The sequence below is a fragment of the Paenibacillus sp. GCM10027628 genome (genome assembly GCF_042676385.1).
Taxonomy (GTDB): Bacteria; Bacillota; Bacilli; order Paenibacillales; family NBRC-103111; genus Paenibacillus_E.
Genome location: NZ_JBHTHA010000029.1, coordinates 17,990 through 31,987, shown reverse-complemented (window position 1 = coordinate 31,987; position 13,998 = coordinate 17,990). Strand labels below are relative to the sequence as shown.

Below are 13,998 nucleotides of genomic sequence, written 5' to 3'. Positions count from 1 at the left end.
GTGAGACCATGCGTACAGCGATCTGGTTATATCTCTTTATGTTTGTTGCTTTTTTTGATTTGCACGCGCAATACCCGATCTTGTCCCCGTTTGCCTTATCCTTGGGGGCAGCACCTTCGTTTATCGGCTTGATCATGGGCGTATACTCCATCACGCATTTGCCCGGCAATCTGCTCGCAGGCTATGGCGTGGACAAATACGGAAGCAAATTTTTCATCGTCTTCAGCCTGATTGTAGCAGGGATTATCCTGTTATTTCAATCCGGTGTCAAAGATCCCTGGCATTTGCTATATATCCGTTCCATAAGCGGCTTCGTTCTGGCCTTTCTATCGCCGGCATGTTTATCGCTCTTGGCCCGGATTGCCCGCGATCGTGTCCATCAGAGTAAGCTGATGACAGGCAATGGACTCGTTCACACCTTAGCTTCGGTCGTCTCGCCCGCAGCCGGCGCGTTATTGGTTGCCAAGATCGGCTTCACTACAGCATTTTACGTGCTCGGTTGGATCCTCATTATTACAGGTGTTCTAGCGATTATCGGCGTCAGAGAGCATAAAACACAGCCACTAGATACATCCATCATTTTGGATCACCATGGACATGCCTTAGAAAACGCCGGGCTGAACACGAGCGGCGATTTTTCGATTCCATGGCTATTTTTTCTCATTCCTGTCGCTCTCTCTTGCTCGCAGGGCATCCTGTTTTTTGAGCTTCCATTGATGCAGGCATCCCGCGGATCGATCCTGACCTCCGGTGTGTTCTTCACTTTAGTCAGCCTTGGGGCTCTATGCAGTATCAGCTTGTGGTTCTTGAACAATGTCTCTCCGTTTATCCGCACGGTCGTCGGCAGCTTGTCGCTCGCCCTTATTTTCTTCGGTTTAGCCATTGGGTGGCCGATCCCGCTGGCCGTCTCCCTTTTCATGATCGGAATGGCCAAAGGCGTCATTTTCCCGGCCCTTGCGGCACTTCTAGCAAGTATTACAAGCAGCAATCGATACGGCCGAGTCTTCTCTCTGCTATCGATCTCCTACTCCGTTGGCGCCTTCTTCGGCCCCATGCTCGCCGGGCAGCTGCGCGATCACATTTCGTCTTATTTCATCGCCTTTTTCATTCTCATGCTGGCGCTCTCCTTGCTTCCACTCCGAACATTTAAGGTGCCGGTAACGACATGACGTTTTTGAATTGCCATCGTTTACAAAATGAAGGGCTTCCCATGGTCTTTTCGCGAGACCATTCGGGAAATGCCCTGTTTTTATTTTTGTTGTCAATGTATGTCATTTCCCGGGAAATCGTCGAATCGTGGACGGACCTGTTAAAACTGGTTATACTACAAAAAAGCAAGGTAACGGAGGTCCATTCTATGTCCATAGTCATCATCGTTGAGGGAAAGAACGACAAAAGCCGCTTGAAACGAATCGTTCAGCCGCAAATTACGATTCTTTGCACATACGGTACGCCAAGCTCGGCAACACTCGATGATTTAAAGAAAAAAGTCGGGGACAAATACGTCTATTTATTTACGGACAACGACGCATCCGGCAAGCGGATTCGCGGTCTGCTTCGCGACACTTTCCCCGATGCCGAACAAATTTATACGCGCAAAGGATATGCCGGCGTCGAAGGAACGCCCGAGGAGTATCTTATCCAGCAATTAGAAAAAGCAGGGCTGGAGGAGTATATCATCTACCCTGATCCGGACCCTGCTTTTGAATGAACGTTTGTTGTTGTTTATTTGCCTTTGGACAACGTAACCACATCTTTGACGATATGATCTGCGTCCAGCTCCGGATTGCCCGCATCATAATAATTACGAAGCATCCCTTTAGGATCTACTAGCAAAATCGCATTGGAATGCGAGAAATTGCCGTCCTTCTCCTTGATGACCATAATGCCAAAGTCTTCGGCCAGCTTTTGCGTCTTGGATTCGTCTCCCCGCAGGAATGTCCATCCCCCCGGAATCGGCTTTGATTCAAAGCGGTTACCAAACTCTTTCAACACCTCAGGCGTGTCTCTGGTCGGATCTACCGTAATGGATACGATTTCCGCTTTCGTGCCTAGCAACCCTTTTTGTTTCAGAGAATCCTGTACTTGAGAAAGTAAGAATGATGTCGGCATACATACGTCCGGGCAAAAAGAATAGAAGAAGTACACAAGCCTTACCTTGCCGTCCATGTCTTTGGATGAAACGGTTTTACCCTCCAAATCTTGCAATTGAAAAGAAGGCGCTTGCTTCATAGCTTTTAGCCGCTCATCCTCGGCACCGCCCGTAAACCAAAGTTTATAGGCAAAAGATGCAATCATGGCGATTAAAACAGCTCCAATTGCAAGCTTAAACCAATTTTTCGCAAAAAACGTGTTCATCAATAATCCCTCGCTTTTATATGTATGAATGACCGTGGTTAAAAGAAAATCCCATGTCGCCATGGGATCGTGCATGTACAAGTTAGCCGGTTAAATCTTCGGCGTATCAATAACCATAAGAATCGATAGCAGAGTTAGATAGCTGATCGAGAATAAAAACATACGTTTTGCCCATACAATTTCAGCATCGCCCGTAGCTTTAAAGCCTTTAACACTCATGAAGACCCAAATCAAGCCAAGAATCGTAGAACCGATCAAGAAGAAATAGCCTACATAACCGAATGCCGCCATCATCACCGTAACCGGTACAAGCAAGACCACATAGCGAACCATGCTTATTTTGGTCACATAAGAACCTCTTACTACAGGAAGCAGCGGAAATCCTGCGGCGCGGTATTCCTCCATACGGCGGATGCCAAGCGCCCAGAAGTGCGGAGGCTGCCAGAGAAACAGAAAAGCGAACAGCAGAATGGCGCCCAGATCAATCGTCCCGCTAACTGCAACGTAACCGATGACCGGAGGCGTAGCGCCGGAAAAAGCACCAACGAATGTGCTCCAAACGGACGTTCTTTTGAACCACGCCGTATATAACCATACATACAGGAACAGTCCGATAAGTCCGACTAGAGTAGCTAGCGGCGAACTCGCTCCGAAATATAGAACGCTTAAACCGATGATGCCAAGAACAATTCCATACCAGAGCACGAAATTAGGCGACATTTTGCCGCTCGGGAGAGCGCGGTTCTGCGTACGCTCCATCTTCGCATCCATCTCACGGTCTAAATAGTTATTGAGCACCGTTCCCCCTGCCATTACGAGAGCCGTTCCCAACATGGTAAATAGAAGATGCAGCCAATCCACTTGCCATCGGGCCGCCACCCAATAGCCGGCAAAGGCCGTCATCGAATTTGAATAAATAATGCCTGGCTTGACCAAGCGGTAATAATCTTTCAAGGTCACAGGTTCCGCCGAAGCATCGACAGCGCTGTTTTCTAACGATTCAGATCGCTCAGCTGGCTGCACTGAACCATTGGAAGCCGAATCGTAACTTACTTGGTTACCCACATTATTGCCCTCCTGTATATCGAACTTCCGAGCAAACTAACTTTTAAACATACTCATCATATCAACCAGAGCACCGTTTGACAATGAAGCGAGACCAGTTGTCATCATTTTGTCGATTCTCTTTCCAGTATGCGTGTAAAATACCAGATCCATTCGATTCCAGCATAAATCCTTTTACGCAAAAAAATAGAGCCCGAAGGCTCCGCTTTCTCATTTTATTTATGAATCGTTAATGGCATTAAGGAAAATAAGCTGCTTCGGATTTCACGCCATGCTGCAGCAAGGGTATGCTGCAGCTCCCAAGCGTGCGTACCCATCACCGAAACGCTCAAGCCGTGCTTATAGGTCAAACTGGCCCCGGCACGGACTTTAACGCCTTTCACCTTCTCCAAACTTGCCAAAATATCCTCCAGGTGACGCTGCCGGATCCGGTCCGAGAATATATACAGGTTGCCGAGATGGGTTTCCTGCTCCCAACAGCCTGGTGCGCTCAGTTTCATTACCTCCGGCTCGATCTTTTGATTTTGAAAATAAATCAGTTCCTGGCCATACCATACCTTCATCCGGTTCTTATAACTGGCATATTGAAAAATTTCTCCCCGCTGCGTTCGGCCCGGACAAAGAACGTCCGAAAACAACAGAGCAGAACCAGGCGCTAGATGAATCTCCGTCTCAGTGCTTAACCGGGCATCCTTATACAACATCAGCGGTTCGGGCATGTATTCCAATATCGCATCCGTCTCGAGATGCAGCGATTGCCGCTGCGTACTCCCGGACTCCGACAGCGAGGGGTGAACCTTCGTGAACGACTGGTTCGTTAGAAAAACACGTGCGCCCTCCTGCAGGCGCACGTCGATTTCGTAATGATCCCCGGACATCAGTCCAGGGGAGCAGTCCATCATATAGACGCCCAGTTGCTCGGTAGGAGTGGCGTCCCGGTTCGGGAGCAGCGTTTCGTTCTCGTAGCGAAACGTTTTGGCGATTTTGAGCGGGGAGGCGTGATATTTGCGGACGAGCTGCGTCAAGCCGCTGCGGACCGCAAATTCCGCACGAATCTCCCCGGTCACGTTAGGCATGGCTGTACTCCTGCTCCACCCATGTGACGATATCGTCCAAGCCCGTGCCGCCCATCAGGTTGGAAAAAATATAAGGGCGCTCGCCGCGCATCTTCTTCGTATCCTCATCCATCACTTCCAGGCTCGCACCCACATAAGGAGCGAGATCGATCTTGTTAATGACGAGCATATCGGAACGCATAATGCCGGGTCCGCCTTTTCGCGGAATTTTCTCGCCTTGCGCGACGTCGATAATATAGATGAAGCGATCCACCAGCTCCGGGCTGAATGCCGCCGCCAAATTATCTCCGCCGCTTTCGATGAAAATAATATCAAGGTGCTCGAATCGCTTCTCCAGCTCTTCAATGGCTTCAAAGTTCATCGAGGCGTCCTCGCGAATCGCCGTGTGCGGGCATCCGCCGGTTTCTACGCCGATAATGCGTTCTTCCGGCAGCGCTTCAGAGCGGATCAGGATGCGGGCATCTTCTTTCGTATAAATATCGTTCGTTATAACCGCTATACTGTAGCGGTTATTGAGCTTCCTCGCCAATCGCTCGACGAGCGCCGTTTTCCCGGACCCTACGGGGCCTCCGATGCCGATACGCATCGGCCGACTTCGATCTACGTTTGGTTTCTCCCAGTGATGGTGATGATGACCTTGACCTTGACACATGTTGATTCCTCCTCAAAGTTCATATTCGGGTTAGGACATAAATAATCGCGAATACAACGTTTCATGCTGCATCATGGCCAGATCCGCAGCAGGCGTGTTCGTATAGGCCTCATATGGATCCTGATGCGCAACCCGCTGCCACTCGCTGCCCGTTAGGGGTACGAGTTTTGCGAGCAGTACTTGCCCTTGCGTCTGCCCCATGGACATCAGTCTCAATGCGCTATTGACGCAGGTGACAATGCAGCAGTACAAAAAGCCTTCAGCAGCTTGGTCGAGCGGCACGCCGAGATGATAGCTCACCCATCCGTGGATGAGCGCATGGGTGCAGGCGCACCGCTCGGTACTCACGGCCAGCTCGAGCGGCATCCACTCCAGCTCGGGGTACATCGAGCGGGTCAGTTGGAGGAGCCGGCGTCCCATCTTCTGGACGCCGCTTCTCGCTTCGCTCGAAGCCCGCTGCACATGCAGCATGCGGTCGAAGAGCCATAGCTGCTCCCACTCTTTCAAGGGAATGTGGGTATATGCGGCCTTGATGACCATCGCATCCGAAGATGCCCAACTATGGGCAAGCATAGAGCGGATGTATGCTTCCAACTCTTCGACGGTTCGCAACCGGCCCTGCTGTACGAGTGTCTCCAAACCGAAGGAATGCGAGAAGCCTCCTATCGGAAGCGCTGAGTCAAGCAGTTGCTGATATGCCAGCCAGTGGAACTTGAGTGTTACCGTCATAGCTGCCGCCACCTTCTAAAATAAAAAATATCGCTGCGCCATCGGGAGTTCTGTTGCCGGTTCGCAGGTGATCGCTTCCCCGTTCACTTTGACCTCGTACGTTTCCGAATTTACTTCGATCGTTGGCGTTTCGTCGTTATGAATCATGTCTTTTTTGGACACGCTGCGGCAGCCCTTCACAGGCTCGACGCGCTTGTGCAATCCAAGCGTTTCTTTGATGCCCCGCTCATAAGCCGCTTGCGAAACAAATGTGATCGAACTTTGCGTCAGCGATTTGCCGAAAGCAGCGAACATCGGACGGCCGAAAACCGGCTGCGGCGTCGGGATGGATGCATTCGGATCGCCCATTTGCGCGTAGGCGATGCTGCCGCCTTTGAGCACCAGATCCGGCTTGACGCCGAAAAACATCGGGCTCCAGATGACCAGGTCGGCGAATTTTCCAGGTTCGATCGAACCGACCAGATGCGAGATTCCATGCGTGATCGCCGGATTGATCGTATATTTGGCGATGTAACGTTTGATACGGAAATTATCGCCGTCCTCCGCATCCGGGACAAGCGGCCCGCGCTGCTTTTTCATTTTGTCGGCGGTCTGCCAGGTCCGAATAATGACTTCGCCCACACGGCCCATCGCCTGTGAGTCCGAGCTTAGCATACTGAACACGCCGAGATCGTGAAGAATATCTTCTGCGGCAATGGTCTCAGGGCGAATACGCGAGTCCGCAAAGGCGACATCCTCCGGAATGCGGCTGTCCAAGTGATGACATACCATCAGCATATCGAGATGCTCTTCGATGGTATTAATCGTGTACGGCCGTGTCGGGTTCGTCGACGAGGGTAGTACGTTCAGCTCAGCAGCTGCCCGGATTATGTCCGGCGCGTGCCCGCCGCCAGCTCCTTCCGTGTGATACGTATGAATCGTACGCCCTTTGATAGCTGCCAGCGTATCTTCCAAAAATCCCGCTTCATTTAATGTATCCGTATGAATCGCAACCTGAACGTCGTATTGTTCCGCCGCTTCCAGACAGGCATCGATCGCGGCTGGGGTTGTTCCCCAGTCCTCGTGAAGCTTGAGCCCTATGGCGCCAGCTTCGATCTGCTCGGTCAGAGGCGCCAGGAACGAAGCATTGCCTTTGCCCGTGAAGCCCAAATTCATCGGGAACGCTTCGGCCGCTTCCAGCATGCGGCGCATATGCCAAGCGCCAGGGGTACATGTCGTTGCATTCGTTCCCGTTGCCGGCCCTGTGCCGCCGCCGATCATGGTCGTTACGCCGGACGATAGCGCCGTTTCGATCTGCTGCGGACATATATAATGAATGTGGGCATCGATGCCCCCAGTCGTCACAATTTTACCTTCTCCTGCAATAACCTCCGTGCTCGCACCGACGATCAAATTCGAATGAACGCCATCCATAATATCGGGATTCCCCGCTTTGCCGATGCCGACGATATGACCGTCCTTAATGCCGATATCGCCTTTAACTATGCCCCAATGGTCGATAATGACGGCATTCGTAATAAGCGTGTCGAGTACGCCCTGATCCCGGGTCGCTCCGCTGGATTGCCCCATGCCGTCGCGAATCACTTTGCCTCCGCCAAATTTACATTCGTCACCATATACGGTATAGTCATGTTCGATTCGCGCCCACAACTCCGTATCCGCCAGACGAACGGCATCCCCAGTCGTAGGCCCAAACATGAGCGCATAGCTCTTACGATCGATTCGATTCACCGGGTTCGCCCTCCCATGCTATCCATCTTTCCCGAACATCTTCGGGCATACCTCCTTGTACGGCTTTTCCCCTGCTTAAGCCATTAAGACCATATGACAATTTCGCGCCCCCCAACTCAACCAATTGAACAGGCTTTTGCTCGCCAGGTTCAAAGCGTACGGCCGTACCTGCAGGAATGTCCAAGCGCATCCCATAAGCCTGCTGCCTCGTGAAGTCCAAAGCTCTATTCACCTCGAAGAAGTGAAAATGAGACCCGACTTGAACTGGACGATCTCCCGTATTGGTGACAACCAGTTCAATAGTCTGTCTGCCTGCATTCATTTCAATGAAGCCTTTTCCCGTTCGGTATTCTCCTGGTACCATCATCCCACCCCTTCGATGATTGATCTGTTAAAATGTTTGTTCTGTCCTTGCACGATCTGTTTTTCCGTGTTAAAGTCGTCTGCTGCGCCGGATTTCCCGAATAGAGCCCGGCTTAGCACGGTTTTTCCGCCTTAACTGGCCTGCACGCGACAATCCTGCTGCTTTAAGACGGTTTTTCCGTGTTATAGTCATCTGCTGCACAGGATTTCCCATGTAAGGCCCGGTTTAACACGGTTTTTCCGCCTTAACTGGTCCCGACTTATCACTTCAATACAGTCGCCACGGGTCTCCCCTGTGGAGCACCTCACAGAATCAGCTAATCGGCTGGTGTACGGTCACGAGCTTCGTCCCATCAGGGAAGGTGGCTTCCACCTGCACCTCATGAATCATTTGCGGCACGCCTTCCATGACCTGTTCCGCTTTCAATATCGTGGTACCGAATTCCATGAGTTGAGCCACCGTTAATCCGTCTCTGGCGCCTTCCATGATTTCTGATGTCAGCAAAGCTACGCTTTCCGGATAATTCAGTTTCACGCCTCTGGCCAGTCTTCGACGAGCTAGGTCAGCTGCCACTGTGATGAGCAGCTTTTCCTTTTCTCTCTCCGTCAAATACACATCCTCACCTCTTCAAAAACCGAATAATGGGAATCTCATATCCTCATTATATTCGGCTATCTGGCGAAAGTAAATCATTTAATGTTAGATTTATTCACACGATCACTCATAATTCCATTTATTTTTCGTAAATATTTAAAAACAAACAAAAATTCATACCATTTTTGTGCAAAATCCACAATATTTAACCTTTAATGTTATGTATATTGACACAAACCATTCTTCCACTTTATCATAAGCGATGTAATCCAAATCTTGTAAGGGAGTGGGACGTGAATGAGAGAGAAAAGAAACATCGGCAAGCTCACCGTCACGATGAGCATGGCACTCATGATGGTTATAGCCGGCTGCGCTAAATCCGAACCTTCAGCATCCACGACAACTACGCCTGTTGCAACGAAGGCCGCTGAGGCTAAAGCTGAGACGAAGGATGAAACGGTACCTGTCGGTATTCTCCACTCCTTGACCGGCACCATGTCCATTAGCGAGGTATCCGTACGGGATGCCGAATTGATGGCGATTGAAGAGATCAATGCAGCCGGGGGACTTTTGGGCAAAAAAATCAAACCCGTCGTTGAAGACGGCGCATCGGACTGGCCGACTTTTGCAGAAAAGACAAAGAAATTACTGCAAAAAGATAGCGTCGTGACGATCTTCGGGTGCTGGACGTCAGCCAGCCGCAAAGCGGTACTTCCTGTCGTGGAACAAAACAAAGGCCTGCTTTGGTATCCTGTGCAGTATGAAGGGCTCGAATCGTCGCCGAACATTTTCTATACGGGCGCGACAACGAACCAGCAAATCATCCCTGCCGTGACCTGGCTCCTGCAAAACAAAGGCAAGAAGTTCTACCTGCTCGGATCCGACTACGTCTTCCCAAGAACCGCCAACAAAATCATTAAAGAACAGCTGAAAGCCGAAGGCGGCACACTCGTAGCAGAAGAATACACGCCGCTAGGGCACACGGATTACAACACGATCATCAGCAAAATCAAAAAAGAAAAACCGGACGTTATTTTCAATACACTGAACGGTGACAGCAACGTGGCCTTCTTCAAGCAATTGAAGGATGCCGGCATCACCTCCAAAGATCTGACCACCATGTCGGTCAGCATCGCCGAAGAAGAAGTTCGAGGCATCGGCGCCTCCGTACTGGATGGCCACTACACGGCTTGGAACTACTATCAAACAACAGATATCCCTGAGAACAAAAAATTCGTAGAAGCCTACAAAGCCAAATACGGTAAAGACCGCGTAACCGATGATCCGATAGAAGCCGGCTATACTGCCGTCTACCTTTGGGCGGAAGCTGTAAAGAAAGCGGGATCCTTCGAGGTTGAGAAAGTGAAAGCCGCAGCCAAAGGCATCGAATGGAACTCGCCGGAAGGAAAAGTCACAATTGACGGCGAGAACCAGCATATTTCCAAAACAACGCGCATCGGGCAAATTCAAGCTGATGGTCAAATTAAAGAAATTTGGAATTCCGGCCAGCCGCTGAAACCCGACCCTTACCTGAAAACATACCCTTGGGGCGCTGAAGTAACCAAGAAATAAATCATTTGTCGAAGCCAAAGAAACAGGACTGCCTCACGGCAGTCCTATATGCTATGAAATCGGGGGGATGTTATGAGTCTGCTGCTCCTTCAATTATTTAACGGGTTGAGTCTGAGCTCCATCTTGCTCTTGATCGCAATCGGTCTGGCCATTACGTTTGGACTGATGAATGTAATGAACATGGCGCATGGCGAATTTATTATGATTGGCGCCTATATGGCTTACTTGGTACAGCAATGGTTTCAAAAGTTTTTGCCAGCTTCCTTATTCGGCTGGTATTTCATAGTTTCACTGGGCGTCGCCTTTGCCGTCGCCTTCTTGATCGGCTGGCTGCTCGAGGCTCTGCTCATCCGCTACATGTATGGCAGACCGCTAGACAGCTTGCTTGCTACCTGGGGCGTTAGTCTGGCCCTGCAGCAGGTCGCCCGTTCGATCTTCGGCGCACCTAATGTCGCAGTCAGAGCCCCGCAGTGGCTGGAAGGCGGTCTGCATATCACGGCCGACCTCATTCTTCCCTACAAGCGGCTTTTCATTATCGCGCTCGTCATCTTATGTATCACCGTCATTTACGTGTACTTGTACCATTCCGCAGGAGGCAGACGGATGAGAGCCGTCATGCAGAATCGCGACATGGCTGCTTGTCTCGGGATCTCAACGCGCCGGGTTGACGCTCAATCCTTTGCGTTCGGCTCCGCGATGGCCGGCATTGCCGGTTGCGCGCTCTCCTTGCTCGGTCCCATAGGTCCAACCATCGGCACCTACTACATTGTTGATGCTTTCATGGTTGTCGTACTCGGCGGTATCGGGAAGCTCATCGGCACGGTTGCAGGTGCCCTAGGCATAGGGGTTTTCAATACGGCTTTGGAGTATACAACAAGCGCCACGCTGGGCAAAGTGTTGGTCTTTACGCTCATTATCGCCTTCTTGCAATGGAAACCGATGGGACTTGTGACGATCCGTTCAAGATCCTTAGACTGAAGAAAGGATGTGGCTCTCCCATGCTTGCAGCAGGACATTCCAGAATCAAGCTTACGGCCTACAGCATTTGCTTCATCATAGTAGCGCTAGCGCCTTTGTTTCTCTCCGAGTTCAGACTATCGCTTCTCGGCAAATTTCTCGCATATGCCATCATCGCGATGGGGATTGATTTGATTTGGGGCTACACCGGCATACTCAGCCTTGGACACGGCGTCTATTTCGGACTCGGCGCTTATTGCATGGCCATGCACCTTAAATTGGCGGCAGCTCCCGATCAACTGCCTGATTTTATGTCATGGAGCGGCGTCGAAACGCTGCCCTGGTTTTGGGTCCCTTTTCACAACGCAGGCGCAGCTTTCCTGATGGCTCTCATCGTTCCGATGATTGTCGCCTTTATCTTAGGCTATTTCACATTTCGCAACCGGATAAAAGGCGCGTTCTTCTCGATCCTTTCGCAAGCGCTTGTCATTATTACCGTGACGCTGTTCGTCGGACAGCAGGGCTATACCGGAGGAACGAACGGGCTAACGAACTTTGAGACTTTCTTAGGCCTCAATCTTCGCTCGCCTTCAACGAAATTGTTGTTTTTCTACCTTACGTTAGCAGTCGTTCTGGTCGTGCTCGTTCTGTGCAGCCTGCTTGTTTCCAGCCGGATGGGCAATATCTTGACGGCTATTCGCGACGGCGAAAACAGGGTTCGCTTCATCGGCTACAACCCCGTTACCTATAAAGTATTCATTTACTGCGTTTCAGCCGGGCTAGCCGGTCTTGCCGGCGTACTCTTCGTCCTGCAGGAAGGGATTATTTCTCCCGCTCAAATGGGCATCGTCCCCTCCATCGAAATGGTGCTCTGGGTCGCCATCGGTGGCCGTTCAACCGTTGGTGGAGCCGTCCTCGGCGCATTAATTACGAATGCAGCCAAAACAACGTTCAGCGAAGCGTACCCCGAATGGTGGCCAATCATACTCGGCGCCATGTTCATCATTGTCGTCTTGCTTCTGCCTAAAGGCATTGTCGGTACGGTTGCCCAGTATGCCTCAATTTGGAAAAGACCCGATCTGCCCAAGCCGGTTTCTTCGCAAGAAGCGAGATAAAGTGGAGAGACTTTGAGCTCCGCTCAAAGATCCCTATAATGCCCCACAAAGTGAAGCAAAGCTCTGGAGCATATTCCGTCCGCATCGAGCCAGGGGCTCGATCGGCGTCTAAACTCACCAAATAAAGCGGTCATTCTTCCCCAATTGCTTCGATAAGAGTTTAGACATTACTTTGCGGGGACCCCAGTTAAGCACTAAACTAAAATGAGGAGGAATATCCCGATGCTTGGACAATTAGCCATGCAAGCCCCTGTACCTGGCAGGGAAATTCTGCGCGTGGAAGGACTCGAAGTCAGTTTTGACGGATTTAAAGCTTTGCGCAATCTGGATTTTTCTTTGCAGCACGGGGAACTAAGATTTCTTATCGGACCCAATGGCGCGGGAAAAACAACTCTGCTCGATGTCATTTGCGGCAAAGTGAAACCTTCTCAAGGCCAGGTTATATTCAAAGATTCCATCGATCTGACCAAACATCAGGAGCACCAGATCGCCCAGCTCGGCATCGGGCGAAAGTTCCAGGCGCCTTCTGTATTCTCGACGTTAACCGTCTTCGAAAATCTGGCGCTTTCCATGAAGCAGCAGCGCGGCCTGCTGAGCGCACTCTGGGCCAAAACGACGAGTGAGCAGCGGGAACGCCTGCATCACAGGCTGGAGATGATCGGCCTGCATAGCAAGGCCAAGGAGCGTGCCGGCTCGCTTTCCCACGGGGAAAAGCAGTGGCTCGAGATTGGCATGCTGCTGATGCAGGAGCCAGATCTCCTGCTGCTCGACGAACCTGCAGCCGGCATGACCGACAACGAGACGGAGAAAACCGGGGAGCTGCTGCATCAAATCAGCACGCATCAAACGATCATCGTGGTCGAACACGATATGGAATTCGTCCGTCAGTTCGCCAGAACCGTAACCGTTCTGCATGAAGGATCTTTGCTCCGCGAAGGAACGATGCAGGAGATTCAGAATGATGAGAAGGTGGCGGAAGTGTACCTCGGAAGGAGAGTGGAACGCGGTGCTTAACCTTCAAAAAGTAGAAGCCGGCTATGGCGAAAGCATGGTGATTCGCAATGTGAACCTTCGCGTGCAGCCCGGGCAGATCGTTTGCTTGATGGGACGCAACGGCGTCGGCAAATCAACGCTCATGAAGAGCATCATGGGACTGATCCGCCTCAAATCAGGCTCTGTCCATTACAACGAGCTTGATTTGACCTCTCTGCCTCCGGACCGGCGCGCCAAATCCGGCATCGGCTACGTGCCTCAAGGCCGCGATATCTTCCCGCAGTTAACAGTGGAGGAAAATCTGCTCCTCGGGCTTGAGGCCGCCGCAGATGGAAGAAAAAAGCTGCCCGAAACCCTTTTCGACACCTTCCCCGTGCTTCGGCAAATGCTCCACCGCAAAGGCGGCGATCTTAGCGGCGGCCAGCAGCAGCAATTGGCAATCGCCCGTGCCATGGCTGCAGGCCCGAAGCTTCTGCTGCTGGATGAACCTATGGAGGGGATTCAGCCTTCCATCGTGATGGAGATCGAAGCGATTATCGAATCCATCAAGCGCAATCGGGAAATCGCCGTACTGCTAGTTGAACAGAGCCTCGAGTTCGCAACCCGCATTGCTGACTATTATTATGTACTGGACCGCGGCACGATTGTTGCCGAAGGCAATGCCGAGCAGCTCAGTGAAGACCAGGTCAAGAAACATCTTACCGTATGATCGTCTCCCGACGTCAGTTACTAGGAGGGCTGTCCATGAAGTCGCATTAGCTGACGCAGGATCAGCCCTTTTTATCTTTTTTA

General features: G+C 51.2%; 15 protein-coding genes. 7 read left to right on the top strand and 8 right to left on the bottom strand.

Annotated elements, in window-relative coordinates; genetic code table 11:
* The first annotated feature begins 8 nt into the window (after window positions 1-8).
* The gene (locus ACFQZT_RS20215; RefSeq protein WP_379302651.1) at window positions 9-1,169 is read left to right on the top strand and encodes an MFS transporter; all 1,161 of its coding nucleotides are present in this window, start codon (window positions 9-11) and stop codon (window positions 1,167-1,169) included.
* Window positions 1,170-1,357: 188 nt separating this feature from the next.
* Window positions 1,358-1,711, top strand: a complete 354-nt coding sequence (locus tag ACFQZT_RS20210) for a toprim domain-containing protein (protein ID WP_379302650.1) — start codon at window positions 1,358-1,360, stop codon at window positions 1,709-1,711.
* A gap of 14 nt (window positions 1,712-1,725) precedes the next feature.
* On the opposite strand, the gene ACFQZT_RS20205 is transcribed toward ACFQZT_RS20210, so the two are convergent.
* The 8 genes from ACFQZT_RS20205 to ACFQZT_RS20170 all read right to left on the bottom strand — a co-directional run bounded on the left by ACFQZT_RS20205 (window position 1,726) and on the right by ACFQZT_RS20170 (window position 8,590).
* The gene (locus ACFQZT_RS20205) at window positions 1,726-2,358 is read right to left on the bottom strand and encodes an SCO family protein (protein WP_379302649.1); all 633 of its coding nucleotides are present in this window, start codon (window positions 2,356-2,358) and stop codon (window positions 1,726-1,728) included.
* 90 nt (window positions 2,359-2,448) lie between these two features.
* The gene (gene cyoE / locus ACFQZT_RS20200) at window positions 2,449-3,423 is read right to left on the bottom strand and encodes a heme o synthase (protein WP_379302648.1); all 975 of its coding nucleotides are present in this window, start codon (window positions 3,421-3,423) and stop codon (window positions 2,449-2,451) included.
* Window positions 3,424-3,638: 215 nt separating this feature from the next.
* The gene (locus ACFQZT_RS20195) at window positions 3,639-4,499 is read right to left on the bottom strand and encodes an urease accessory protein UreD (RefSeq protein ID WP_379302647.1); all 861 of its coding nucleotides are present in this window, start codon (window positions 4,497-4,499) and stop codon (window positions 3,639-3,641) included.
* Entirely contained in the window at window positions 4,492-5,151 is a 660-nt protein-coding gene (ureG, locus tag ACFQZT_RS20190; protein WP_379302646.1) for an urease accessory protein UreG, read from the bottom strand. Before ureG ends, ACFQZT_RS20195 begins: the two co-directional genes overlap by 8 nt.
* A gap of 30 nt (window positions 5,152-5,181) precedes the next feature.
* Window positions 5,182-5,880 carry an urease accessory protein UreF gene (locus tag ACFQZT_RS20185; RefSeq protein WP_379302645.1) on the bottom strand — a complete coding sequence of 233 codons (699 nt, stop codon included), beginning with the start codon at window positions 5,878-5,880 and terminating at the stop codon, window positions 5,182-5,184.
* A 15-nt stretch (window positions 5,881-5,895) separates the two neighbouring features.
* Entirely contained in the window at window positions 5,896-7,578 is a 1,683-nt protein-coding gene (gene ureC / locus ACFQZT_RS20180; RefSeq protein WP_379302722.1) for an urease subunit alpha, read from the bottom strand.
* A gap of 13 nt (window positions 7,579-7,591) precedes the next feature.
* Window positions 7,592-7,975, bottom strand: a complete 384-nt coding sequence (locus ACFQZT_RS20175; protein ID WP_379302721.1) for an urease subunit beta — start codon at window positions 7,973-7,975, stop codon at window positions 7,592-7,594.
* A 312-nt stretch (window positions 7,976-8,287) separates the two neighbouring features.
* Window positions 8,288-8,590, bottom strand: a complete 303-nt coding sequence (locus tag ACFQZT_RS20170) for an urease subunit gamma (RefSeq protein WP_379302644.1) — start codon at window positions 8,588-8,590, stop codon at window positions 8,288-8,290.
* A gap of 276 nt (window positions 8,591-8,866) precedes the next feature.
* Here ACFQZT_RS20170 and urtA point away from each other — a divergent pair, with 276 nt between their 5' ends.
* The 5 genes from urtA to urtE all read left to right on the top strand — a co-directional run bounded on the left by urtA (window position 8,867) and on the right by urtE (window position 13,915).
* Window positions 8,867-10,141: an urea ABC transporter substrate-binding protein gene (gene urtA, locus ACFQZT_RS20165; protein ID WP_379302643.1), complete on the top strand. Its 1,275-nt coding sequence runs from the start codon at window positions 8,867-8,869 to the stop codon at window positions 10,139-10,141.
* Between the two features lie 72 nt (window positions 10,142-10,213).
* Window positions 10,214-11,119, top strand: a complete 906-nt coding sequence (gene urtB, locus ACFQZT_RS20160; RefSeq protein ID WP_379302642.1) for an urea ABC transporter permease subunit UrtB — start codon at window positions 10,214-10,216, stop codon at window positions 11,117-11,119.
* Window positions 11,120-11,139: 20 nt separating this feature from the next.
* Window positions 11,140-12,213, top strand: a complete 1,074-nt coding sequence (gene urtC / locus ACFQZT_RS20155) for an urea ABC transporter permease subunit UrtC (protein ID WP_379302641.1) — start codon at window positions 11,140-11,142, stop codon at window positions 12,211-12,213.
* Window positions 12,214-12,435: 222 nt separating this feature from the next.
* Window positions 12,436-13,227: an urea ABC transporter ATP-binding protein UrtD gene (gene urtD, locus ACFQZT_RS20150; protein ID WP_379302640.1), complete on the top strand. Its 792-nt coding sequence runs from the start codon at window positions 12,436-12,438 to the stop codon at window positions 13,225-13,227.
* The gene (gene urtE / locus ACFQZT_RS20145) at window positions 13,220-13,915 is read left to right on the top strand and encodes an urea ABC transporter ATP-binding subunit UrtE (protein WP_379302639.1); all 696 of its coding nucleotides are present in this window, start codon (window positions 13,220-13,222) and stop codon (window positions 13,913-13,915) included. Before urtD ends, urtE begins: the two co-directional genes overlap by 8 nt.
* The last annotated feature ends 83 nt before the right edge of the window (window positions 13,916-13,998 follow it).

Bases quoted from the DNA above. Each gene is read 5' to 3' on its own strand.
- ACFQZT_RS20215 (WP_379302651.1), top strand. From the start codon at position 9: ATGCGTACAGCGATCTGGTTATATCTCTTTATGTTTGTTGCTTTTTTT.
- ACFQZT_RS20195 (WP_379302647.1), bottom strand. From the start codon at position 4,499: ATGCCTAACGTGACCGGGGAGATTCGTGCGGAATTTGCGGTCCGCAGC.
- urtD (WP_379302640.1), top strand. From the start codon at position 12,436: ATGCTTGGACAATTAGCCATGCAAGCCCCTGTACCTGGCAGGGAAATT.
- ureC (WP_379302722.1), bottom strand. From the start codon at position 7,578: ATGTTTGGGCCTACGACTGGGGATGCCGTTCGTCTGGCGGATACGGAG.
- ACFQZT_RS20210 (WP_379302650.1), top strand. From the start codon at position 1,358: ATGTCCATAGTCATCATCGTTGAGGGAAAGAACGACAAAAGCCGCTTG.
- ACFQZT_RS20185 (WP_379302645.1), bottom strand. From the start codon at position 5,880: ATGACGGTAACACTCAAGTTCCACTGGCTGGCATATCAGCAACTGCTT.
- ureG (WP_379302646.1), bottom strand. From the start codon at position 5,151: ATGTGTCAAGGTCAAGGTCATCATCACCATCACTGGGAGAAACCAAAC.
- urtC (WP_379302641.1), top strand. From the start codon at position 11,140: ATGCTTGCAGCAGGACATTCCAGAATCAAGCTTACGGCCTACAGCATT.
- urtB (WP_379302642.1), top strand. From the start codon at position 10,214: ATGAGTCTGCTGCTCCTTCAATTATTTAACGGGTTGAGTCTGAGCTCC.
- ACFQZT_RS20175 (WP_379302721.1), bottom strand. From the start codon at position 7,975: ATGGTACCAGGAGAATACCGAACGGGAAAAGGCTTCATTGAAATGAAT.
- urtA (WP_379302643.1), top strand. From the start codon at position 8,867: ATGAGAGAGAAAAGAAACATCGGCAAGCTCACCGTCACGATGAGCATG.
- ACFQZT_RS20205 (WP_379302649.1), bottom strand. From the start codon at position 2,358: ATGAACACGTTTTTTGCGAAAAATTGGTTTAAGCTTGCAATTGGAGCT.